The following is a 22,333-nucleotide window of genomic DNA, read 5'->3' on the forward strand; positions in this document are numbered from 1 at the left end:
ATTACCGGAGGAAACCCAATGTCGAAGCTCAAGCTGTTCGGAGTGGTGCTGCCCGCCGCCTTGCTGGCCACCAGCGCCTTTGCGGCGGATGAGACCATCGCCGTCTTCACCAAGAACCAGACCAATCCCTATTTCCAGACCGTGCGCGTGGGCGCCGAAGCCGCAGCCAAGGCCATGGGCGCCAAGGTGGTGCACTACATTCCCACCAAGCCCGACTCCATCCCCGAGCAGCTCAGCCAGATCGAGGATGTGATCGTGAAGAAGCCGAGCGCCATCGTCTTCGTGCCGGTGGACTACAAGGCCATGGTGCCCGGCGTCGAGCAGATCAACGATGCCAAGATTCCCGTCGTCAATGTCACGGACCGCAGCGCCGGCGGCAAGTTCCTCGCCTTCGTCGGCGCGGACGACTACAGCCTCGGCCTCGAGACCGGCCGTTATCTGCTCAAGGAGATGGGCGGCAAGGGCAACGTGGTGATCCTGGAAGGCGTGAAGGGTTCCCTCACCAATGTGGACCGGGTGCGCGGCTTCAATGATGCGCTCAAGGAATTCAAGGACGTGAAGCTGCTCGCCAGCCAGCCGGCCAATTACCAGCGCCTGCAGGGGTTGCAGGTGATGGAAAACCTCATGCAGTCGCACCCGCAGATCGACGGCGTGCTGGCGGCCAACGACGCCATGGCCATCGGCGCCATCGAGGCACTGGACGGGGCCAACCGCAAGGCCAAGGTGGTCGGCATCAACGGCACCAAGGAGGCGGTGGATGCCATCAAGTCCGGCAAGCTGCTGGCGTCCGGTGATTACAACGGCTTCCTCCAGGGCTGCATCGGCACCATGGTCGCCATCCGCGCCCTGCGCAAGGAGACCATCGTCAATGAGGTGGTGCTGAAGCCCACCGTCGTGAATGCCTCGAACTACAAGCCCTATGACGTGCCGCTGGAGAGCCGTTCCTGCCCGAGCTGGTCGGATGCTGCGGCCCTGTCGGTGAAGACCAACTGAGACGGCAGAGCCGTCACGCTTTGAAGAGAGAAGAGGGCGCTTTCCCGATGGCCTGGACCGGGACCCGCTCCGGCCATCGGGAGGCGCTTTCGCCCCATGGAGCCTGTGCTGATGCTGTTTGCCATTCATGCCGTTGACCGCGATGGCGCGCTTTCCGAGCGTCTTGCCCATTACGACGCCCACAAGGCCTTTCTCTCCGACACGTCGGCCTTCGGCGTGCGGATCGTGATGTCCGGGCCGCTGGTGAGCGATGACGGCCAGACGATGATCGGAAGCCTCTTCCTCATCGAGGCGGAAGACCGGGCCGCGGTAGAGCGCTTCCACGCCGCCGACCCGTTCAAGAAGGCGGGCATCTGGGCTCGCGTCACCATCACCGGCTTCATCCGCCGTCAGGGCTGAGGCCGTCGCTCAAACGCGGATGCGGAGCCTCATTGCCCGATGAGCTCCGCGACCCGTTTGGCAAGCTTATCGATGTCGAACGGCTTGGTGACGACCGCCATGCCCGGTTCCAGACCATCCTCGTACAGGCCGGAATCGTGCACATATCCGGTCACGAACAGGACTTTCAGATTGGGGCGGGTGACGCGGGCGGCGTCCGCAAGCTGGCGTCCGTTGAGGCCGGGCAATCCCACGTCCGTCAGCAGCAGGTCGATGGGCTGGTCGGACTGGAGGATCCTGAGGCCATCGGGCCCGGTAGAGGCCACCAGCGTCTCATAGCCGAGCGCGCCAAGTGATTCCGTGACCAGCAGCCGGACCGCAGGCTCGTCCTCGACGATCAGGATGGTCGCCGCGTGCTTGATCGCTTCCGCGCGATCGGCATCGCCCCCGGCGGGCACGATGGGCCGGGCATCTTCCCGCGAGCGGGGGATATACAGCGAGACCACCGTGCCTTGCTGCTCCACGCTCTCGATAAGGACGGTACCGCCGGACTGCTGGGCAAAGCCGTAGATCATGGAGAGGCCGAGGCCCGTGCCCTTGCCGAGCGGCTTGGTGGTGAAGAAGGGCTCGAAGGCCTTCGAGATGACATGGGCCGGCATGCCGTGCCCCGTGTCCTCGACCTGGAGCAGCACATAGTCCCCCGGCGCCGGGAGCGCCACGCGCCCGAGATCGGCGGGCTCGACCCGGACATTTTCCGTCCGGATGGTGAGCGTTCCGCCGTCCGGCATGGCATCCCGCGAGTTGATCGCGAGATTGAGGACCGAACTCTCCAACTGGTTGGGATCGCAGCGGGCGTTCCAGAGATCCTCCTCGGTCTCGATGCGCAGCACGATCAGTTCGCCGATGGACTTCTTGATGAGGTCCAGCATGCCCACCACCAGCTGGTGCGCCTGTACCGGCTGCGGATCGAGCGACTGCCGGCGGGCGAAGGCGAGCAGGCGCTGTGTGAGCGAGGCCGCACGCTCCGCCGAACTCGTGGCGACGGTCAGGAAGCGGTCCACATCCGACGGCCAGTCGGGCTTGATCCTCCGGCGCACCAGATCCAGCGAGCCGATGATGCCAGTCAGCAGATTGTTGAAATCATGCGCGATGCCGCCGGTGAGCTGTCCTACTGCCTCCATCTTCTGGGCATGGCGCAACGCTTCCTCCGCATTGGCGAGTGCGGCGGCCTTGGCCTTCTCCTCGGTGACGTCACGCCCATAGCCATAGACGAGGCCATCCTCCATGGCAGTGTTCCACGAGATGTGGCGCACCTCGCCGTCCGCCGTCTGGAAGCGGTTCTCGAGGCCCGTCAGATAGGAGCCCGACATGGCCTTGCGGAGCGCCTGATGCGCCGGCTCCAGATCGTCGGGGTGGATGAAATCGGAAAAGCTCCGGCCGACCACGGCTTCGATGGGGTGCTTGAGGATGCGGGTCCAGGACGGGCTGACGGACTGGAAGACGCCCGCTGCGTCCACCGTCACCAGAAGATCGCGGGAGTTGGTCCAGATGCGATCGGCCCGGCGGCGCTCGGTGGCCAGCGTCGCCACATTGGCGAGGGCGCCGCTGATCTGGCCGGCGAGGAGATTGGCGAGATCGGCGACATTTTCGCCGCGCTGGCGAAAGGGATTGAGGCCGAGGATGAGAAAGCCGGCGGCGGGCCGGCCGGCGGCGCCGGGAATGGGCACGGACAGGGCCTCGCGCGGCCGCGCGGGCCAGTCGCCGGCGGGATAATCCACGTCTGGCGGCAGGGCGAAGCTGATGCCGTTCGCTGGCGGATCATCCGGCCATGGCCCGTTCAGCAGATGGGCCGCATCCGCAGAGCAGGCGACGGCCTGCCGTGTGCTCCCGTCGCCGAGGAACAGAAGGGCGAAGGGAAAGTCCCGCCGGTTGGCGCCGAGCACGGCACAGACCGCAAGGCTCACTTCGTCCCGCGAGGTCACACCTACCAATGCCGTACCGAGCTGCCGCAACGTGCTGAGCCGGCGGTCGCTGATGACTGGCCGCGTGACCTCGGTCACGATGCATAGCAGGCCCTCTACCGCCCGTTCTGCTCCATAGAGCGGGCTGTAGGAGAAGCTGTGGTAGGTCTCCTCTGGATAGCCGCTGCGCTCCAGGATGAGCATCAGGCTGTCGTTCCAGGTGGCCTCACCGGCGCGGACCTTGGCCACCTGATCGGCCACGTCGTCATAGACCTCGGCCCACACCTCGCGGAACGGCCGCCCCAGCATGCTGGGGTGCTTGATGCCGAGCGTCGGGATGTAGGCATCGTTGTAGAAGAAACGCAGATCCTCGCCCCAGCCGAGCCACATCTCGAAGCGCGAGGTGAGCAGCATGCGCAGAGGGATGGTCAGCCCGTCCGGCCACGTGCTCGGGCAGCCGAGCGGCGTCGCGGACCAGTCATGCTGGCGCATGAGCTTGGCCATGGCGCTGTCACCGGGGAAAATATCGTCCAGATCTGGCGTCGATCTTCCCACGCGGCCCCCCAAGATGAACGACTGTTCGGCATTGCTGCCAGGCTCAAGGATGAACAACGCAGAGCCGGTCAAGAGGTTCTGTTATCGCGCGATCTTAGAAGTGCCGAAGCGTCCGGTCGATGCCTTTCGGAGGCGCAGGATGTGGACCGCAGAACACAGATGCGCGGGGCCGTCTCCTTGGGCGGCGCGCCTCGTCGGACGCCAGCGCGGGGCGACATCGCAGGAACGTCTTGCGGATTCGCTACATTCCCTCACCCTGACGAAAGGCGCGGATGACATCGAGCCGTGACGGCCGGCGCGCCTTCGGTTCCGTGGGAGGAGACGCCATGACAAGCCCCAAGAACATGATCTGCCTGTGGTATGAGCGCGACGCCGAGGCGGCGGCCCGTTTCTACGCGCAGACCTTTCCCGACAGCGCGGTGAAGGCCGTTTACCGCGCACCAACGGACTATCCGGCGGGCAAGGCGGGTGATGTGATAACCGTCGAGTTCACGGTGGCCGGTCTTCCCTGCCTCGGCCTCAATGGCGGCCCGGTCTTCCGGCACAACGAGGCCTTCTCCTTCCAGATCGCCACCGATGATCAGGCGGAAACCGACCGCTACTGGGATGCCATCGTCGGCAATGGCGGACAGGAAGGCGCCTGCGGCTGGTGCAAGGACCGCTGGGGCATTTCCTGGCAGATCACGCCTCGCGTGCTCACCCAGGCCGTCGCGGCGGGCGGCGAGGAGGCCAAACGCGCCTTCACTGCCATGATGCAGATGAAGAAGATCGACATCGCCGCCATCGTGGCCGCCTGCAAGGGCTGAACCGTCCGCCGGGGTTGAGGCGGTACCGATCAGCCGCGCGGTGGGCCGCTTCCGGGCGGAACGGCTGACGCCTCTGGTGCAAGGCCGGGGTCGGGCTGGTCGATCAGCGGATCGGGAGAGGCGAAGCGGGCGAGGGCGGGAGGAGTGGTAAGCAGCACTGTTCCGCCCTTGGTCTCCACGCCATAAGCGCTCAGCGCGGCGAAGGCCCGCGAGAGGTTCTCCGGTGTCATGCCGAGCCGGGCCGCGAGCGTGCGCTTCTCGCAGGGCAGTTCGATGCGCCCGCTGCCGCCCTGTTCGGTATCGGCACGCAGCAGCCAGTTGGCGAGGCGCTCGGCGGACGAGCGCAGTTTCAGGCCCTTGAGGTCGCGGATGGTGCGGCGGTAATCGCTGGCGAGCTCCATCACGATGGCGCGCATGAAAGCGGGCTGCCGTTCCATGGCCATGCGCACCTTTTCCGCCGGGATGAGCAGCACCTGTGCCTTGGTGAGCGTACGCGCCGATTGCAGATACACCTGGTCGTTGAGCACGGCGGCGAGAATGAAGAGGCCGACCGGCCGGATCAGCTCGATGGTGGTTTCCCGGCCGGCGCTGGTGGCGAACATCTCGACGGTGCCTTCCATGACCACATGCAGGAAGTCGGCCCGTTCATTCTCGCTGATGAGGACGATGCCCGGCGGGAAACGCTGGAGATAGGCGGTCTCAAGCAGATCGGCGAAGGCGGCGTCCTCAAGGCTGCGAAACAGAGCCAGCCCCCGCACCGCCGCGGCATCCTCGACTCGCATGGTTCAGCGTCCATCCTCTTTCGTCGCGCCTTTGCCGATCGTTTGACAATTATCAATTGGTGGAAACATCAAAGTCAAGTCGACGTTGATATAAGATCAAATGCGTCGTTACCATATTTAAATACTGAAGCCATTTCCATCTTCTATTGAAGAGTTCTGATTCAAATCAAGGAGAGCTTTGGTCGTCGGCGGAATTTTGCCCCTGCGCAGAACGGATGCGCGGACGGCGCGAGAGCAAAAATGCCAGCGATCCACGATGTCGACCGGGGCGAGCAGCGCAGGGCGCTCGCCATGAGCACGGTGTCCTTCACCGTGTGCTTTGCGGTCTGGACCATCTTTTCCATCATCGGCATCTCCATCCGCAAGGAGCTGGGTCTCAGCGAAACCCAGTTCGGCCTGCTGGTGGGAACGCCCATCCTCACCGGCTCGCTCATCCGGGTGGTGCTCGGCATCTGGACCGATCGTTATGGCGGCCGCCTGGTCTTTACCGCCACCATGCTGGCGGCGGCCGCCGCGACCTTCCTCCTCTCCCACGCCACCACCTATCCGCAGATGCTGGCGGCGGCGCTCGGCGTCGGCATTGCTGGCGGCTCGTTCGCGGTGGGCGTCGCCTATGTGTCGCGCTGGTATCCGGCGGGCAAGCAGGGCACCGCGCTGGGCATCTTCGGGGCCGGCAACGTGGGCTCGGCCGTCACCAAGTTCCTCGCGCCCTTCGTGCTGGTCGCCTTCGGCTGGCAGATGGTGGCGCAGGTCTGGGCCGCCGCCCTTGTGGTGATGGCGGCCATCTTCTGGTTCACCACCAACGACGACCCCGTTCAGGCGGAACGCCGCCGCACCGGCCTGCGCCCCAAGAGCGCCTGGCTTGAGCTGGAGCCGCTGAAGAACGTGCAGGTCTGGCGCTTCGCCATCTATTATTTCTTCGTCTTCGGCGCCTTCGTGGCCCTCGCGCTCTGGCTGCCGCAATATCTCATCAACGTCTACGGCCTCGACATCAAGACGGCCGGCATGATCGCCGCCTTCTTCTCGGTGCCGGCGAGCCTGTTCCGCGCCTATGGCGGGCATCTGTCGGACGTCTATGGCGCGCGGCGCGTCCTCTACTGGACGTTCCTCGTCGGCATCGCCGCCACCTTCGTCCTGTCCTATCCGCCCACCGATTATGTGGTCCACGGCACTAACGGCCCGATCGCCTTCCATATGGAAATGGGGCTGGTGGGCTTCACGGTGAGCGTGTTCGTGCTCGGCTTCTTCATGGCTCTGGGCAAGGCTGCGGTCTACAAGCACATCCCCGTCTATTATCCGGACCATGTGGGCTCCGTCGGCGGCCTTGTCGGCATGATCGGCGGTCTCGGCGGCTTCGTGCTGCCCATCCTGTTCGGCGTGCTCCTCGACCTCACCGGCCTCTGGACCAGCTGCTTCATGGCCCTGTTCCTGCTGGTCTCCGGTGCGCTGGTGTGGATGCACCTCGCCGTCCGCCAGATGGAGCGCGAGGCGGGGGGCGAGACCCTCGCCCGCCTGCCGCAACTGCCCGAGATGCAGGGCCTGCCAGAGCCGAAGGTGACGGCGGTTCCGCCCAAGGCGTCCGGTGCCGTGCTCACCGACTGGCGGCCGGAGGATCCGGAGTTCTGGGCCAAGACCGGCCGCGCCATTGCCCGCCGCAACCTCTGGCTCTCCATCCCCGCGCTGCTGCTCTCCTTTGCCATCTGGCAGGTGTGGTCGGTGGTGGTGGCGAAGCTCCCGCTGGTCGGCTTCACCTACAGCACGGACCAATTGTTCTGGCTCGCCGCGCTGCCCGGCATCTCGGGCGCCACGCTGCGCATCTTCTACTCCTTCATGGTGCCCATCTTCGGCGGGCGGCTCTGGACGACGCTCACCACCTGGTCGCTGATCATCCCCGCGCTCGGCATCGGCTATGCGGTGCAGAACCCGGATACGCCCTATGTGGTGCTGCTCATCCTCGCGCTGCTCTGCGGCTTCGGCGGCGGCAACTTCTCCTCCTCCATGGCCAACATCTCCTTCTTCTTCCCGAAGGCGGAGAAGGGCAATGCGCTGGCGCTCAATGCGGGCCTCGGCAATCTCGGGGTGAGCGTGGTGCAGTTCGTGGTGCCGCTCGTCATCACCGCCGGCGTGTTCGGCTGGCTGGGCGGCGATCCGGCCATGGTGAAGGGGCAGGCGGCGCCGCTGTGGCTCCAGAATGCGGGCTTCGTCTTCGTGCCCTTCATCGTGCTCTCCGCCTTCGCCTCCTGGTTCGGCATGAATGACATTGCCGATGCCAAGGCCTCCTTCGCCGAGCAGGCGGTGATCTTCCGCCGCGCGCACAACTGGATCATGTGCTGGCTCTACACCGGCACCTTCGGATCCTTCATCGGCTATTCGGCGGGCTTCCCGCTGCTGGCGAAGGCCCTGTTCCCGGATGTGAATGCGCTTCAGTTCGCCTTCCTCGGCCCGCTGGTCGGCGCACTCTCGCGCTCCGGCACCGGCTGGCTTGCGGACAAGTATGGCGGCGCCCGCGTCACCATGGGGGCCTTCGTGCTGATGATGATCGGCGTGTCGGGCGTGCTGTGGTTCATCGGCATCCGCGACCAGTCCGGCGCCTTCTGGGGCTTCTTCGCCTCCTTCCTGCTGCTGTTCTTCGCCACCGGCGTCGGCAACGCCTCCACCTTCCAGATGATCCCCGCAATCATGACCAAGGAGATGGCCCGCCTGATGCCGAAGGCTGACGCGGAGGCCCGCCGCAAGCAGGCGGAGAAGGAAAGCGCCGCCATCACCGGCTTCACCGCCGCCATCGCCGCCTTCGGGGCCTTCTTCATCCCCAAGGGCTACGGCACCTCCATCGCGCTCACCGGCGGCCCGGAGGCCGCGCTCTGGGGCTTCCTCATCTTCTACGTGAGCTGCCTCGTCCTCACCTGGGCCGTCTACACCCGCAAGGGCGGCCTGCTCCACGACGTCGAGCGCGCCAAGCGCGCCTCCATCCGCCCGGCCGCGGCCGAATAATCAAGGGCGACATCCATGTCCCACTTTCTCGATCGCCTCACCTTCTTCAACAAGACCGTGGACGACTTCTCCGACGGCTACGGCATCGTCACCAACGAGGACCGTTCCTGGGAGGACGGCTACCGCAAGCGCTGGCAGCACGACAAGATCGTACGCTCCACCCATGGCGTGAACTGCACCGGCTCCTGCTCGTGGAAGATCTATGTCAAGGGCGGGATCGTCACCTGGGAAACCCAGCAGACGGACTATCCCCGCACCCGGCCGGACCTGCCGAACCATGAGCCGCGCGGCTGCGCGCGCGGCGCCTCCTACAGCTGGTATCTCTATTCCGGCGCCCGCGTGAAGTATCCCATGGTGCGCGGCCGCCTGCTCAAGCTCTGGCGTGCCGCCCGCGCCAGGCTCTCCCCCGTGGCCGCCTGGGCCTCCATCGTGGAGGATGCGGACAAGCGCCGCTCCTACATGTCGGTCCGCGGCCACGGGGGCCTTGTCCGCAGCACCTGGGACGAGGTGAACGAGCTCATCGGCGCCGCCAATGCCTATACGGTGAAGGCCCATGGGCCGGACCGGGTCATCGGCTTCTCGCCCATCCCGGCCATGTCCATGGTCTCCTACGCGGCAGGCTCGCGCTATCTCTCGCTGCTCGGCGGCGTGTGCATGTCCTTCTACGACTGGTATTGCGACCTGCCGCCCGCCTCGCCGCAGACCTGGGGCGAGCAGACGGACGTGCCGGAGAGCGCGGACTGGTACAATGCCGGCTTCATCATCGTCTGGGGCTCGAACGTGCCCCAGACCCGCACACCGGACGCCCATTTCTACACCGAGGTGCGCTACAAGGGCACCAAGAGCGCGGTGGTGAGCCCGGACTATGCCGAGGCCACCAAGTTTGCTGACATCTGGCTCAATCCGAAGCAGGGCACGGATGCGGCGCTGGCGCTGGCCATGGGCCACGTCATCCTGCGCGAATATCACCTCGACCGGAGCGTGCCCTATTTCGAGGATTATGCCCGGCGTTATTCGGACATGCCCTTCCTCGTCCGCCTCGTGGAGAAGGACGGGCGCCTTGTGCCCGAGCGCCTGCTGCGCACGTCCGACCTGCCCGGCGGGCTCGGGGAGGGGAACAATCCCGACTGGAAGACGGTCGCCATAGACGAGACGACCGGAGACCTTGTCGCTCCGCTGGGCTCCATCGGCTATCGCTGGGGCGAGCAGGCGAAGTGGAATCTGGAGGAGAAGGACGGCGCCGGCCGCGACACTCGCCTGCGCCTGACGCTTGCTGGAGACGACGCCACCATCGCCCCCGTGGACTTCCCCTATTTCGGCGGGCGGGCCACGGAGCATTTCGTCTCCACCCAGCACGGCGAAATCCTCACCCGCAACGTGCCCGTGCGCACCCTCACCGGGGCGGACGGCGCGAGCGTGAAGGTCGCCACCGTGTTCGACCTGATGATGGCCAATTACGGCCTCGACCGGGGCTTCGGCGGCGAGCATGTGGCGTCAAGCTATGATGCGGACGTGCCCTTCACCCCTGCATGGGCGGAGCGCATCACCGGCGTGAAGCGCGACGCCATCATCACGGTCGCGCGCGAATTCGCCACCAATGCGGAGAAGACCAACGGTCGCTCCATGGTCATCCTCGGTGCTGGCCTGAACCACTGGTACCACATGGACATGGCCTACCGGGGGATCATCAATCTCCTGGTCTTCTGTGGCGCCATCGGCCAGTCGGGTGGCGGCTGGTCGCATTATGTGGGGCAGGAGAAGCTGCGCCCGCAGACCGGCTGGCAGCCGCTGGCCTTCGGCCTCGACTGGAGCCGCCCGCCGCGGCACATGAACTCCACCTCCTTCTTCTACGCCCACACCGACCAGTGGCGCTACGAGACGCTGACCGCCGCCGAGATCGTCTCGCCCACGGCGCCGGAGGGCGACTGGAACCAGAGCTTCATCGACTACAATGTGAAGGCGGAGCGCATGGGCTGGCTGCCCTCCGCGCCGCAGCTGAAGCAGAACCCGCTGGAGATCGCCAAGGCGGCCAAGGCGGCGGGGATGGAGCCGAAGGATTATGTGGCGCAGGGGCTGAAGTCCGGCGCGCTGGAAATGTCGTGCCACGATCCGGATGACCCGGCGAACTGGCCGCGCAACATGTTCGTGTGGCGCTCCAACCTGCTCGGCTCTTCGGGCAAGGGGCACGAATATTTCCTCAAGCACCTGCTCGGCACCACCCATGGCGTCATGGGCAAGGATCTCGGCCCCGAGGGCGCGGTGCGCAACCGCGAGGTGGCGTGGCACGAGGAGGCGCCGAAGGGCAAGCTGGACCTGCTGGTGACGCTGGACTTCCGCATGTCCACCACCTGCGTCTATTCGGACATCGTGCTGCCCACGGCCACCTGGTACGAGAAGAACGACCTCAACACCTCGGACATGCACCCCTTCATCCACCCGCTTTCGGCGGCGGTGGATCCGGCGTGGGAAGCACGCTCCGACTGGGACATCTACAAGGGGCTCGCCAAGGCCTTCTCGCAGGTGAGTGGCGAGGTGCTGGGCGTGGAGGAGGATGTGGTCCTCACCCCCATCCAGCACGACAGCGCCGGCGAACTGGCGCAAGCGCTGGACGTGCGCGACTGGGCGCGGGGCGAGACCGATCCCGTTCCCGGCCGCACCATGCCGGCCGTGGCCGTGGTGACGCGCGATTATCCCAACCTCTATGAGCGCTTCACGGCGCTGGGCCCGCTGATGACCAAGGTGGGCAATGGCGGCAAGGGCATCGCCTGGAATACCGAGCATGAGGTGGCCGCGCTCGGAGCGCTCAACGGCGTGAAGGACAGGGGCGCCGCCGCCGGCCTGCCGCGCATCGAGACGGACATCGACGCCACCGAGGTCATCCTGATGCTGGCGCCGGAAACCAATGGCGAGGTGGCGGTGAAGGCGTGGGAGGCGCTCTCCAAGGCCACCGGCCGCGAGCACGCGCATCTCGCGCTGCCGAAGGAAGACGAGAAGATCCGCTACCGGGACATTCAGGCCCAGCCGCGCAAGATCATCTCCTCCCCCACCTGGTCCGGCATCGAGAGCGAGAAGGTCTGCTACAATGCCGGCTACACCAATGTGCACGAGCTCATCCCCTGGCGTACGCTGACCGGCCGCCAGCAGCTCTATCAGGACCATCTGTGGATGCGGGCCTTCGGCGAGGGCTTCGTGACCTGGAAGCCGCCGGTGGACCTGAAGACCATTGCCGGTGCCAAGGGCGTGAAGCCCAACGGCAATACGGAGATCGTTCTCAACTTCCTCACCCCCCACCAGAAGTGGGGCATCCACTCCACTTATTCCGACAATCTGCTGATGCTGACGCTCAACAGGGGCGGGCCGGTGGTCTGGATCAGCGAGACCGACGCCAAGCGCGCCGGCATCGTCGATAACGACTGGGTGGAAGTGTTCAACGTCAACGGCGCGCTCACCGCCCGCGCGGTGGTCTCCCAGCGCATCGCCGAGGGCATGATGCTGATGTATCACGCCCAGGAGAAGATCGTGAACACGCCCGGTTCCGAGATGACCGGCAACCGGGGCGGCATCCATAATTCGGTGACGCGCGTCGTCCTGAAGCCCACCCACATGATCGGCGGCTACGCCCAGCAGGCCTACGGCTTCAACTATTACGGCACCGTGGGCGCCAATCGCGACGAGTTCATCGTGGTGCGCAAGATGGCGCGGGTGGACTGGCTCGAAGGTCCGCTCGCCCCCGATCATTCCCCGAACACCGCGCCGATGGAGGCTGCACAATGAAGATCCGTGCTCAAATCGCGATGGTGCTGAACCTCGACAAGTGCATCGGCTGCCACACCTGTTCCGTCACCTGCAAGAACGTGTGGACCAACCGCGAGGGCGTCGAATACGCCTGGTTCAACAATGTGGAGACCAAGCCCGGCGTCGGCTATCCCCGCGAGTGGGAGAACCAGGACAAGTGGAACGGCGGCTGGCGGCGCAAGAAGAACGGCCGTATCGAGCCGCGCATCGGCGCCAAGTGGCGGGTGCTCGCGAATATCTTCGCCAATCCGGACCTGCCGGAGATTGACGACTATTACGAGCCCTTCAATTTTGACTACGAGCATCTGCACACGGCGAAGGAGAGCAGGGCTTTCCCCACGGCCCGCCCGCGCTCGGCGGTCAGCGGCGAGCGGATGGAGAAGATCGAGTGGGGGCCGAACTGGGAGGAGATCCTCGGCGGTGAGTTCGCCAAGCGCTCGAAGGATGTGAATTTCGAGGCCGTGCAGAAGGACATCTACGGCCAGTTCGAGAACACCTTCATGATGTATCTGCCGCGCCTGTGCGAGCACTGCCTCAATCCGGCGTGCGCGGCCTCGTGCCCCTCCGGCGCCATCTACAAGCGCGAGGAAGACGGCATCGTCCTCATTGATCAGGACAAGTGCCGGGGCTGGCGCATGTGCGTTTCCGGCTGCCCCTACAAGAAGATCTATTACAACTGGTCTTCGGGAAAGTCGGAGAAGTGCATCTTCTGCTATCCGCGCATCGAGGCGGGCCAGCCCACCGTCTGCTCGGAAACCTGCGTCGGCCGCATCCGCTACCTCGGCGTGCTGCTCTATGATGCGGACCGCATCGAGGCCGCCGCCAGCGTGCCGGACGAGAAGGATCTCTATCAGGCCCAGCTCGACCTCTTCCTCGACCCCAAGGATCCGGCGGTGATCGCGCAGGCGCGCGCCGATGGCGTGCCGGAAGCCTGGCTTGAGGCGGCGCGCCATTCGCCGGTGTGGAAGATGGCCATGGAGTGGAAGGTGGCCTTCCCGCTCCATCCCGAATACCGCACCCTGCCCATGGTCTGGTACGTGCCCCCGCTCTCGCCCATCCAGTCGGCCGCCGCGGCCGGCCAGATGGGGGTGAATGGCGAGATGCCGGACGTGCGCTCGCTGCGCATCCCGCTGCGCTATCTCGCCAACCTGCTCACGGCGGGAGATGAGGAGCCGGTGGCCCTCGCCCTTGAGCGGATGCTTGCCATGCGCGGCTACATGCGGGCCAAGACCGTGGACGGGCGTCTTGATGAGCGCATCGCCGCGAAGGTCGGCCTCACGGGCGCGCATATCGAGGACATGTATCAGGTGATGGCGATCGCCAATTACGAGGATCGCTTCGTCATCCCCACCGCCCATCGCGAGTGGAGCGAGGATGCCTACGACCTGCGCGGCTCCTGCGGCTTCTCCTTCGGCAACGGCTGCTCGGGCGGCAGCACGGAGACCAATTTGTTCGGCACCCGCCAGACGCCCAAGGCGCGCAATCCCATGGAGGTGGCGTGATGGCCATCGAAACCCTCGCCTTCAAGGCGCTCTCCGCGCTGCTGAGCTATCCGGACGCCGGCCTTGCCGCCGGCATTCCGGAGATCAAGGCCGCGCTCGCCGCCAGTGACCTGCTCGGCCGCGACGAGCGGGCGGCTCTCGCGCCGCTGCTGGAGGCGCTTGCCACCCGCGACCTCTATGAGCTTCAGGCGGATTATGTCGAACTCTTCGACAGCTCCCGCAAGCGCTCGCTGCATCTGTTCGAGCATGTGCACGGTGAGAGCCGCGACCGAGGGCAGGCGATGGTTGACCTTGCGGCCCTCTACGAGGCCGGCGGGCTCTGCCTCACCGCCAACGAACTGCCGGACTATCTGCCGCTGTTCCTCGAATATCTCGCCACGCGCCCGCTTGCCGAGGCGCGCGGCCTCCTCGCCGACACCGACCACATCCTCGCTCTGCTGGAAGAGCGGCTCACCGCGCGCGGCTCCGCCTATGGCGCGGTGTTTTCCGCCGTGCGCGCCATCGGTGGCGTGGCGGAGGCCACGCCGATCACGGGGGATGACGCCCCGCTCAGCCGGGCGGATGAACTGAAGGCACTCGATGCCGCCTGGGAGGAGACGGCGGTCGTCTTCGGCCCCGGGGAGGCGCTCGATGGCTGTTCCGTGGATCGCCTGCGCACCCAGATCCGCGCCGCCCAGCGCGACGCGCGCCTTGCCACCGCCTGAGGGAGACGATCCATGTCCGCGCTCAACTCGGCCCTGTTCGGCTGGTACCCCTATCTCTGTCTCACCGTCTTCCTGTTCGGCAGCCTCATCCGCTTCGATCGGGAGCAATACACGTGGAAGACCGGCTCCTCGCAGCTCCTGCGCCGCCGCCAGCTGCGCCTCGGCTCGAACCTCTTCCACATCGGCATCCTCGCCATCTTCGCCGGCCACACGGTGGGTCTGCTGACGCCCATCTGGGTGTTCGATGCGATGGGCGTCAGCCATTCCTTCAAGCAGGGACTGGCCATCACGGCCGGCGGCATCGCCGGTGTGCTGTGCTTCATCGGCATCTCGCTCCTGGCGCACCGCCGGCTGTTCGATCCGCGCATCCGCGCCACGTCGAGCTTCGGCGATACGGCCATCCTGCTCATCCTGTGGGTGCAGCTCACCCTCGGCCTCTTCACCATCTTCGTCTCGCTCGGCCATATGGACGGGCATGAGATGGTGAAGTTCATGAACTGGGCGCAGGGCATCCTCACCCTCCAGCCGCAGGCGGCGGCCTATGTGGCGGACGTGAACCCCATCTTCAAGGCGCACATGCTGCTGGGGCTCACCATCTTCCTCATCTTCCCCTTCACCCGCCTCGTGCATGTGTGGAGCGCGCCGGTCTGGTATCTGGGCCGCCCCGGCTATCAGGTGGTGCGCACGCGCTTCGCCCATGGCTCCGGCCAGCCGCGCCGCACGGCATCCGCGCCGGTCGTCGCTCCGGCGCCCCGTGCCACGTCCATTCCCGCACAGCGTCCGGCGGAGTGAAGGCCATGGTTACGCTCGTCATCGACCATGCCGCCACCCGCGCCGATCATTCCCACGACCACCCCCATGAGCACGCGCCGCTGGCACGGGACACGGCGCCCTCGCGGGAGCGGGTGGTCATGTCCCCGGTCAGCGTCAACGGCGTTGCCATTTCCCGCAAGGCCATTGCCGCCGAGGTGCAGAACGCCCCGGCCAAGACCCCGGCGGAAGGCTGGTTCAATGCCACGCTGGCGCTTGTGGTGCGGGAACTGCTGCTGCAGGAGGCCCATCGCCTCGGCCTTTCCGCCGATCCGCGCCTTGAGGCGGACGGCCGGCGGGAGACCGAGGAGGAGGCACTGATCCGCGCCCTTCTGGCGCAGGAGGTGCGCACGCCGGAGGCGGACGAGGCGGCGCTCCGCCGCTTCTACGACAACAACCGGCGGCGTTTCCTGTCCGCGCCCCTCTGGGAGGCGGAGCACATCCTGTGCGCCGCCCGCCGGGAGGACGCGGTGGCCTTCCCGGCGGCGCGCGAGCGGGCGCAGACCCTCGCGGCTGTTCTGGCCCGTGCACCGGAGCGCTTCGCCGAGCTGGCGCGGGCGCAGTCCGATTGCCCCTCTGCCGGGGTCGGCGGCAGCCTCGGCCAGATCGGACCGGGCGATACGACGCCGGAGTTCGAGGCGGCGCTGAAGGCATTGACGCCGGGCGTGATCTCCGAGCCGGTAGAGACGCGCTACGGCGTCCACCTCATCCGCGTGAACCGTCATGTGGACGGCCGCACGCTGCCCTTCGAGGCGGTGCGCGATCAGATCGCCGCTTATCTCGCCGACCATGTGACCCGTGCGGCGCATGCCCAGTACGTCGCGCTGCTCATCGGCCGGGCGGACATTCAGGGCATCGCGCTCGGCGGCGCGGATAGCCCGCTCGTGCAGTAGGAGGTTGCCATGTTCGGCGCGCTGCTCTCCACGCTGGAAGATCCGCAGGTGTGCGAACGCCTTCTTTCGACGCTCGATGCGCCGAGCCTCTCCGCCCGCCTCACGGCTGCCGCGCAGGCGGAAGGGCGGGCGCCCGCGCAGGTGATGGCGGCGCGGGTCTGGCACTTCCTCGACACGGCCTCGGACGATCATTTCGTCCAGCTCATGGGCATCATGAACCAGGCCAAAGATCCCGGCCTTGCCGCCGTGAAGGCCATCCTCGCCGCCACCTTGCCGGAGGGCGTCGCATGACCCGCTGCGGGCTTGTCGATCTCTTCGGCCGGCGGGTTTCCTATCTCAGGCTGTCGGTGACGGACCGGTGCGACCTGCGCTGTGTCTATTGCATGGCCGAGGACATGGCCTTCGTGCCGCGCAACCAGTTGCTCACGCTGGAGGAACTGGATCGTCTCGCTTCCGCCTTCGTGGCGCGGGGCGTTGCGAAGATCCGCCTCACGGGTGGGGAGCCGCTGGTGCGCAAGGGCTTGATGGAGCTAGTCTCCAGCCTGTCGCGTCACCTCGCCGCCCGCCGGCTCAAGGAACTGACGCTCACCACGAACGGGAGCCTGCTCGCCCGCCATGCGGACGGGCTCGCCCGTGCCGGTGTGCGCCGGGTCAATGTGTCGCTCGACACGCTTGATGCGTCCCGCTTTCGCGCGCTGACCCGGCGGGGCACGCTCGGTGTTGTCATGGAGGGGCTCTTGGCGGCGCAGGAGGCCGGGTTGAAGGTGAAGCTCAATGCGGTGGCGCTGAAGGGCAGCACGGAAGACGAGATCCACGATCTCATCGCCTTCGCCCATGGCCGGGGCATGGACCTCACCCTCATCGAGACCATGCCGCTCGGCGATGTGGGCGCGGACCGGACGGACCAGTATTTATCCCTCGCCACGCTGCGCCGGACCATCGAGACCCGCTGGACGCTGACCGACACCGCCGACCGCAGCGGCGGCCCTGCGCGCTATGCGCGGGTGGCGGAGACCGGCGGGCGCATCGGCTTCATCACGCCGCTGACCCATAGCTTCTGCGAGACCTGCAACCGCGTGCGGGTGAGCGCGACGGGCGTCCTCTACACCTGCCTCGGGCAGGAGGATCAGGTGGACCTGCGCGCGCCGCTGCGGGCCTGCGAGGGGGACGAGGCGCTCCACGCCGCCATTGATGCGGGCATCCGAGCGAAGCCCCGCGGCCATGATTTCGCGATTGCCCGCAATGGCGCGCCCGCGCTGGCGCGGCACATGTCTGTGCTGGGAGGTTGAACCATGGTGCGCATCGGTCTTCTCACGATTTCGGATCGCGCGAGCCGGGGCGATTATGTGGACCGCTCCGGCCCCGCCATGGAGGAATGGCTGGCACTGGCGCTGACCTCGCCCTGGGAGCCGGTGCGCCGGGTGGTCCCGGACGGCATCGACAGCGTGCGCGCCGAACTGCTGCGCATGTGCGATCAGGAGCATCTCGATCTCATCCTTGCCTCCGGCGGCACCGGGCCGTCCCCCCGCGACCTGACGCCGGAGGCGGTGGCGAGCGTGCTCCACAAGGAACTGCCCGGCTTCGGCGAAGAGATGCGGCGGGCCAGCCTGAAAGACGTGCCCACCGCCATCCTGTCGCGCCAGACCGCCGGTGTGCGGGGCGCGACGCTGATCATCACCTTGCCGGGCAAGCCGGCGGCCATCGCCACCTGCCTTGAGGCGGTGTTCGCCGCCGTGCCCTATGCGCTCGATCTCATCGGCGCCGGGCGCGTCGAGACCAACCCGGCAGTGATCCGGGCCTTCCGGCCGGAGTGACGGCGATGGACGACGTCACCTTCGCCCGCGCTTTGCACGTGCTTGCCGTGCTGCACTGGATCGGGGGGCTCGCCTTCGTGACGCTGGTGGTTCTGCCGCTCTCCCGCGTGCTGCTGGGCGTGCAGGGGGCGGTGCTGTTCGAGGCCATTGAGAAGCGCTTCTCCGAGCAGGTGCGCTGGTCGGTGCCGCTCGCCGGCCTCACCGGCCTCTGGATGATCGTGCGCCTCGACCTTTGGTCCCGCTTCCGGGATCCCGCCTTCTGGTGGATGCACGCCATGGTCGGGCTCTGGCTGCTGTTCATGCTGCTGCTGTTCGTCATCGAACCGATCCTGCATCGCTGGGTGGTCAGCATGGCCCGCCATGCCCCGCCGCCGACGCTCCGGCGCATCACCTTCCTGCACCGCGCCCTGCTGTCCGTCGCCGCGCTGACGGTGGTCGGCGCGGTGGCCGGCGCGCATGGGCTGTTCCTGTTCTGAAGCCATCACCTGAGAGGCTGCCATGGCGCGCACCGCGCAAACCCAGAGGGCCTATCAAGGGCCGGGCCTGTGGAGCCGGGGCTTCCGCCCCTTTTTCCTGGCGGCGGGCGTCTGGGCGGGGCTTGCCATCGCCATCTGGCCAGCGGTCTTCCTGGGCGAACTGAGCCTGCCCACCGCCTTCGCGCCGGTGGAGTGGCATGTCCACGAGATGCTGTTCGGCTATGGCGCGGCGGTGGTGGCGGGCTTCCTGCTGACCGCCATTCCCAACTGGACGGGGCGCCTGCCGGTGGCGGGCCGGGCGCTCATGCTGCTCGTCGGCCTCTGGTGTGCGGGCCGGGTGGCGGTGCTGGTCTCGGGCCTTGTCGGCTGGGGCGTGGCGCTGGCGGTCGATGGGGCGTTCCTGCTCGCCTTCGCCCTCCTTGCAGGGCGGGAGGTGATCGCGGGGCGCAACTGGCGCAATGCCAAGGTGGTCGGCATCGTGCTGGCGCTGGCGGCGGCGAATATTGGCTTCCATCTGGAAGCCTGGGCCACGGGTGCGGCGCCATATGCCACGCGGGCGGGCATCGGCCTTCTCGTCTTCCTCATCCTGCTGGTGGGCGGTCGCGTGGTGCCGAGCTTCACCCACAACTGGCTGGCCAAGCAGGGCATCGCGGAGCGCCCGGTGCCGTTCGGGCGTGGTGACGGCGTGGTGATGGTCCTGTCCGCCTTGGCCCTCCTCGGCTGGATCATCACGCCGGAGAACCATCTGGCGGGCGCGCTTCTGCTGGCGGCGGGACTCGCCAATGTGTGGCGGCTGACCCGCTGGCAGGGCTGGCGCACGACATCCGATCCTCTGGTGCTCGTGCTGCACGGGGGCTTTGCCCTGGCCGCCGCCGGCTTTCTCGCCACGGGCGGGCATGCGCTGGCGCCGGATCATCTGCCGTCCGCCTTCGGCCTTCATGTCTGGGCCATCGGGGCGATCGGGGGCATGACGCTCGCCATCATGACCCGCGCCACGCTCGGCCATACCGGGCAGGCCCTGCGCGCCTCGCCACCGACGGTGGCGTTGTACATCTGTGTCCTGGTGAGCCTCCTGCTACGGGCGGGGGCAATCTTCTCCAGTAGCTATTTTGTGATGCTTCTCGGCCTCAGTGCGGTGTTCTGGGTCATCGCCTTTCTGCTGTTTCTCGCTTCCTATGGCCCCATGCTCTGCCGCCGCTAGAGCATGGCCAAGATCAGATCGGCGCGGACGAAGGCTGCCGCTCGCGCCCGGAGAGACGACGATGACCCAGCCCTTTTCCGCCTCCCCCCTCTCGCGCCGCGCCGTGCTGGCGGGCGGCGTCGCAGCAGGAGCGCTTGCCCTCTCAGGGCGTTGGAACGTGGCGCGTGCGGCGCCGCTGATCACGGTGGAGAGCGTGTCACTCGACGTGAATGGCAAGGCGGCCAAGGTCTATGCCATTCAGGGGCCTGCGGGGGAGGGCGTGTTCGCGAAGGAGGGCGACCGCTTCGCCGGCGCCATCCTCAATGCGGCTCCCGAGCCGGCGGTCATGCACTGGCACGGCCAGATCTTCGCGCCGCCGGATCAGGACCGCGCCCGTCCCGATGGCGGCGCGCTGGCCTCAGGGGCGAGCGATCAGGTGGACTTTCCGCTGACCCCCGGCACCCACTGGATGCACTCCCACACGCTCTCCGAACAGCAGCTTCTCGCGGCTCCGCTGGTGACCCGCGAGGCCGATGCCGGGGACGTGCAGGATGTGGTGCTGATGCTCCACGATTTCTCCTTCCGCACGCCGGAGGAAATCCTGGCCGGCCTCGGCGGCACAAACGGCCATGGCGCCCACGGCGGGCACACGACGGGCGGGACCGGCGGTGCGGCGACGGGGGGCACGTCCGGCGGCGGCATGTCCATCGCCGGCATGGATCATTCCGGCCATAACATGGGGTCTATGGGCGGCATGGGCGCGATGGCCTCTGGCGGAGCCATGAACCATTCGGGGCATTCCATGCCCGGTGGGGCCATGGGCGGAAGCGGCATGGTTCATGCCAATGACGTGGATTACGACGCCTTCCTTGCCAACCGCCGTACGCTCGCCGATCCGCAGGTGGTGCCCGTGGAGAAGGGAGGGCGTGTTCGTCTGCGCATCATCAACGGTGGCACGGCCAGCGCCTTCTTCATTTCCGTCCCGGGCCTGAAGCCCAGCTGCATCGCGGTCGACGGCACGCCGTGCGTTCCCCTGGAGGCAGCGCTGTTCCCGCTGGCCCAAGGGCAGCGCATCGACTTGCTGGTGGACGTGCCGGCCAGCGGTGGCGCGTTCCCCGTGCTTGCGCAGGTGGAGGCGTCGCCGCGCCGCACGGGGCTCGTGCTCGCGACGCCGGGAGCCTCCGTGGCCCGGATCACGGACACGGCCGACGCGGCGCAGGGCCTGCTGTCTCTGGAACTGGAGGGCCGTCTGTCGGCGGCAATGCCGCTCGCGGCGCGCAAGCCGGACAAGAGCTTCTCCCTTCTGCTTGGAGAGCAGCCGGGCTATCGCTGGACCATCAACGGTGCGGTGTATGGGGAGGCCCCGCCCTTTGTGGTGAACCAGGGCGAGCGGGTCGAGATGACCTTCATGAACCCCACCAGCATGAACCATCCCATGCATCTGCACGGCCACCATTTTCAGGTGGTCGGCATCGGCACGCGCCGCTTCTCCGGGGCGATGCGCGACACGGTGAACGTTCCGCCGCGCACCCCGGTCACCATCGCGTTCGATGCGGGGCCGAAGGGGGACTGGTTCCTCCACTGCCATCACCTCTACCACATGGCGACTGGCATGATGGGCGTGGTGCGGGTGGCTTAGCCGCTCGGCGCAGGCCTCGTCCTTCGGCACAGGGCCTCAGTGTGTGGCTGGCTTGTGCGGCGGGCGGGCGTTGCTGACCTTCGGGTCCGGCGCCTTTCCGATCGTGCCCTGCGCCCGCTCCTTGTACTGCTCGACGTTGAGATCCTTGTCCTCGTTCGGGTCCGGCTTGCCAAGCGTGCGGTCGTGCGATTTCGCCATCACGATTTCTCCTGTTGCATCAGGAGAAGAACAAGCGAGAGCAAGGATTGTTTCGGAAACGCGGCGGTGGGGCGTGCGGGAGCGTCGCGCCTATCGCTTCATGTTCAGCACGACATCGAGCATTTCGATGCCCATGCGGACCGTTCTGAAATTGGCCATGAAGCTCGCCTGTGAGGTCACGAGGTCGGTCATCTCCGTGGCCATGTCCACGTTCGAATCTTCCAGATAGCCCGCACGGATGGTGCCGGGGCCCTGGCCGCTGACGAACGTGCGGGCCGGTCCCGAGGCGCTGCCGGGCTGGAAGGCATCTCCGGCCACCGGCGTCATGCCGTCCGGGTTGGCGGTGGTCGCCAGAGGGATGCGATAGAGGGCCTGCGACCGGCCATCGGCGTCGGTTGAGGCGAGCGTGCCGTCCGCGCCGACCTTCAGGGACGACGCTTGCTCGGCGGTGAGCTGCACGGGCGTAGGCGCACCGCCGCCGTTCGGCGTGGCCATCAACGCATAGCCGGCGGCATTCTTGAGCTGGCCGGACTGCGCATCGAAGGCGAAATTGCCGGACCGGGTGAGCAGCGTGTTGCCTTTCCCGTCCGAGACCATGAAGAAGCCGTCGCCCGACACCATCATGTCGGTCGGGGAACCCGTGGCGGAAGCCGTGCCGGCGCTCGAGATGTAATGACGCAGACCCGTCGCGACGCCGGCACCCGCGGGCGCCGATGTGGTCTCGGCCGCCACCTTGCGGTGGCCGGGCGTCCGTGCATTGGCGGTATTGTCCGCAACGGTCGCCACCTTGACGACCTGCGCCCGCAGGCCCGATGCGCCGATGCCGATTACGTCTGCTAACGCCATGACCCTTGTC

At 66.9% G+C, this 22,333-nt stretch carries 19 protein-coding genes; 15 read left to right on the forward strand and 4 right to left on the reverse strand.

Annotated features, from left to right (window positions below):
• Nucleotides 1–18: 18 nt before the first annotated feature.
• Both AZC_RS07305 and AZC_RS07310 read left to right on the forward strand, forming a co-directional pair.
• Nucleotides 19–993 (forward strand): sugar ABC transporter substrate-binding protein, encoded by a 975-nt coding sequence (locus AZC_RS07305; protein WP_012169947.1) that lies wholly within the window; start codon nt 19–21, stop codon nt 991–993.
• A 111-nt stretch (nt 994–1,104) separates the two neighbouring features.
• On the forward strand, nt 1,105–1,392 hold the full coding sequence (locus tag AZC_RS07310; RefSeq protein WP_043880123.1) for a YciI family protein: 288 nt from the start codon (nt 1,105–1,107) through the stop codon (nt 1,390–1,392).
• A gap of 29 nt (nt 1,393–1,421) precedes the next feature.
• Here AZC_RS07310 and AZC_RS07315 read toward each other — a convergent pair whose 3' ends face one another.
• Complete coding sequence (locus AZC_RS07315) at nt 1,422–3,836, reverse strand: PAS domain-containing protein (protein ID WP_043879037.1); 2,415 nt, start codon at nt 3,834–3,836, stop codon at nt 1,422–1,424.
• Between the two features lie 377 nt (nt 3,837–4,213).
• Here AZC_RS07315 and AZC_RS07320 point away from each other — a divergent pair, with 377 nt between their 5' ends.
• A complete protein-coding gene (locus AZC_RS07320) occupies nt 4,214–4,693 on the forward strand; it encodes a VOC family protein (protein ID WP_012169950.1) in 480 nt (159 codons plus the stop codon).
• Between the two features lie 29 nt (nt 4,694–4,722).
• Here AZC_RS07320 and AZC_RS07325 read toward each other — a convergent pair whose 3' ends face one another.
• A complete protein-coding gene (locus AZC_RS07325) occupies nt 4,723–5,475 on the reverse strand; it encodes a cyclic nucleotide-binding domain-containing protein (protein WP_012169951.1) in 753 nt (250 codons plus the stop codon).
• A 240-nt stretch (nt 5,476–5,715) separates the two neighbouring features.
• Here AZC_RS07325 and AZC_RS07330 point away from each other — a divergent pair, with 240 nt between their 5' ends.
• The 12 genes from AZC_RS07330 (at nt 5,716) to AZC_RS07385 (ending at nt 21,279) form a co-directional block, all read left to right on the forward strand.
• Nucleotides 5,716–8,466, forward strand: a complete 2,751-nt coding sequence (locus tag AZC_RS07330) for a nitrate/nitrite transporter (protein WP_012169952.1) — start codon at nt 5,716–5,718, stop codon at nt 8,464–8,466.
• Nucleotides 8,467–8,481: 15 nt separating this feature from the next.
• A complete protein-coding gene (locus AZC_RS07335) occupies nt 8,482–12,240 on the forward strand; it encodes a nitrate reductase subunit alpha (RefSeq protein WP_012169953.1) in 3,759 nt (1,252 codons plus the stop codon).
• Nucleotides 12,237–13,763 carry a nitrate reductase subunit beta gene (gene narH / locus AZC_RS07340; RefSeq protein WP_012169954.1) on the forward strand — a complete coding sequence of 509 codons (1,527 nt, stop codon included), beginning with the start codon at nt 12,237–12,239 and terminating at the stop codon, nt 13,761–13,763. The genes AZC_RS07335 and narH overlap by 4 nt, the downstream gene beginning before the upstream one ends.
• The gene (gene narJ / locus AZC_RS07345) at nt 13,763–14,467 is read left to right on the forward strand and encodes a nitrate reductase molybdenum cofactor assembly chaperone (protein WP_052285886.1); all 705 of its coding nucleotides are present in this window, start codon (nt 13,763–13,765) and stop codon (nt 14,465–14,467) included. The genes narH and narJ overlap by 1 nt, the downstream gene beginning before the upstream one ends.
• 12 nt (nt 14,468–14,479) lie before the next feature.
• Nucleotides 14,480–15,259, forward strand: a complete 780-nt coding sequence (gene narI, locus AZC_RS07350; protein ID WP_012169956.1) for a respiratory nitrate reductase subunit gamma — start codon at nt 14,480–14,482, stop codon at nt 15,257–15,259.
• Between the two features lie 5 nt (nt 15,260–15,264).
• A complete protein-coding gene (locus AZC_RS07355) occupies nt 15,265–16,170 on the forward strand; it encodes a peptidylprolyl isomerase (RefSeq protein ID WP_081433934.1) in 906 nt (301 codons plus the stop codon).
• 9 nt (nt 16,171–16,179) lie between these two features.
• Nucleotides 16,180–16,461: a hypothetical protein gene (locus tag AZC_RS07360; protein ID WP_043879038.1), complete on the forward strand. Its 282-nt coding sequence runs from the start codon at nt 16,180–16,182 to the stop codon at nt 16,459–16,461.
• Nucleotides 16,458–17,459 carry a GTP 3',8-cyclase MoaA gene (gene moaA, locus AZC_RS07365; protein ID WP_012169958.1) on the forward strand — a complete coding sequence of 334 codons (1,002 nt, stop codon included), beginning with the start codon at nt 16,458–16,460 and terminating at the stop codon, nt 17,457–17,459. The genes AZC_RS07360 and moaA overlap by 4 nt, the downstream gene beginning before the upstream one ends.
• Before the next feature lie 6 nt (nt 17,460–17,465).
• Nucleotides 17,466–17,984, forward strand: a complete 519-nt coding sequence (mog, locus tag AZC_RS07370; protein WP_043880127.1) for a molybdopterin adenylyltransferase — start codon at nt 17,466–17,468, stop codon at nt 17,982–17,984.
• Between the two features lie 5 nt (nt 17,985–17,989).
• Nucleotides 17,990–18,460: a membrane protein gene (locus AZC_RS07375; RefSeq protein ID WP_043879039.1), complete on the forward strand. Its 471-nt coding sequence runs from the start codon at nt 17,990–17,992 to the stop codon at nt 18,458–18,460.
• Nucleotides 18,461–18,482: 22 nt separating this feature from the next.
• The gene (locus AZC_RS07380; RefSeq protein WP_012169961.1) at nt 18,483–19,661 is read left to right on the forward strand and encodes an NnrS family protein; all 1,179 of its coding nucleotides are present in this window, start codon (nt 18,483–18,485) and stop codon (nt 19,659–19,661) included.
• 61 nt (nt 19,662–19,722) lie between these two features.
• The gene (locus tag AZC_RS07385; RefSeq protein WP_012169962.1) at nt 19,723–21,279 is read left to right on the forward strand and encodes a multicopper oxidase family protein; all 1,557 of its coding nucleotides are present in this window, start codon (nt 19,723–19,725) and stop codon (nt 21,277–21,279) included.
• 36 nt (nt 21,280–21,315) lie between these two features.
• Here AZC_RS07385 and AZC_RS25685 read toward each other — a convergent pair whose 3' ends face one another.
• Together AZC_RS25685 and AZC_RS07390 are read right to left on the reverse strand one after the other, a co-directional pair.
• A complete protein-coding gene (locus tag AZC_RS25685) occupies nt 21,316–21,477 on the reverse strand; it encodes a hypothetical protein (protein ID WP_158304102.1) in 162 nt (53 codons plus the stop codon).
• 90 nt (nt 21,478–21,567) lie between these two features.
• Nucleotides 21,568–22,323 carry a flagellar hook basal-body protein gene (locus AZC_RS07390; protein ID WP_043879040.1) on the reverse strand — a complete coding sequence of 252 codons (756 nt, stop codon included), beginning with the start codon at nt 22,321–22,323 and terminating at the stop codon, nt 21,568–21,570.
• Nucleotides 22,324–22,333 lie beyond the last annotated feature (10 nt).

It is taken from the genome of Azorhizobium caulinodans ORS 571, assembly GCF_000010525.1.
Taxonomy (GTDB): Bacteria; Pseudomonadota; Alphaproteobacteria; order Rhizobiales; family Xanthobacteraceae; genus Azorhizobium; species Azorhizobium caulinodans.

Excerpts from the sequence above, each read along its gene's own strand:
- AZC_RS07305 (WP_012169947.1), top strand. The coding sequence starts at position 19 with ATGTCGAAGCTCAAGCTGTTCGGAGTGGTGCTGCCCGCCGCCTTGCTG.
- AZC_RS07310 (WP_043880123.1), top strand. The coding sequence starts at position 1,105 with ATGCTGTTTGCCATTCATGCCGTTGACCGCGATGGCGCGCTTTCCGAG.
- AZC_RS07315 (WP_043879037.1), bottom strand. The coding sequence starts at position 3,836 with ATGGCCAAGCTCATGCGCCAGCATGACTGGTCCGCGACGCCGCTCGGC.
- AZC_RS07320 (WP_012169950.1), top strand. The coding sequence starts at position 4,214 with ATGACAAGCCCCAAGAACATGATCTGCCTGTGGTATGAGCGCGACGCC.
- AZC_RS07325 (WP_012169951.1), bottom strand. The coding sequence starts at position 5,475 with ATGCGAGTCGAGGATGCCGCGGCGGTGCGGGGGCTGGCTCTGTTTCGC.
- AZC_RS07330 (WP_012169952.1), top strand. The coding sequence starts at position 5,716 with ATGCCAGCGATCCACGATGTCGACCGGGGCGAGCAGCGCAGGGCGCTC.
- AZC_RS07335 (WP_012169953.1), top strand. The coding sequence starts at position 8,482 with ATGTCCCACTTTCTCGATCGCCTCACCTTCTTCAACAAGACCGTGGAC.
- narH (WP_012169954.1), top strand. The coding sequence starts at position 12,237 with ATGAAGATCCGTGCTCAAATCGCGATGGTGCTGAACCTCGACAAGTGC.
- narJ (WP_052285886.1), top strand. The coding sequence starts at position 13,763 with ATGGCCATCGAAACCCTCGCCTTCAAGGCGCTCTCCGCGCTGCTGAGC.
- narI (WP_012169956.1), top strand. The coding sequence starts at position 14,480 with ATGTCCGCGCTCAACTCGGCCCTGTTCGGCTGGTACCCCTATCTCTGT.
- AZC_RS07355 (WP_081433934.1), top strand. The coding sequence starts at position 15,265 with ATGGTTACGCTCGTCATCGACCATGCCGCCACCCGCGCCGATCATTCC.
- AZC_RS07360 (WP_043879038.1), top strand. The coding sequence starts at position 16,180 with ATGTTCGGCGCGCTGCTCTCCACGCTGGAAGATCCGCAGGTGTGCGAA.
- moaA (WP_012169958.1), top strand. The coding sequence starts at position 16,458 with ATGACCCGCTGCGGGCTTGTCGATCTCTTCGGCCGGCGGGTTTCCTAT.
- AZC_RS07375 (WP_043879039.1), top strand. The coding sequence starts at position 17,990 with ATGGACGACGTCACCTTCGCCCGCGCTTTGCACGTGCTTGCCGTGCTG.
- AZC_RS07380 (WP_012169961.1), top strand. The coding sequence starts at position 18,483 with ATGGCGCGCACCGCGCAAACCCAGAGGGCCTATCAAGGGCCGGGCCTG.
- AZC_RS07385 (WP_012169962.1), top strand. The coding sequence starts at position 19,723 with ATGACCCAGCCCTTTTCCGCCTCCCCCCTCTCGCGCCGCGCCGTGCTG.
- AZC_RS25685 (WP_158304102.1), bottom strand. The coding sequence starts at position 21,477 with ATGGCGAAATCGCACGACCGCACGCTTGGCAAGCCGGACCCGAACGAG.
- AZC_RS07390 (WP_043879040.1), bottom strand. The coding sequence starts at position 22,323 with ATGGCGTTAGCAGACGTAATCGGCATCGGCGCATCGGGCCTGCGGGCG.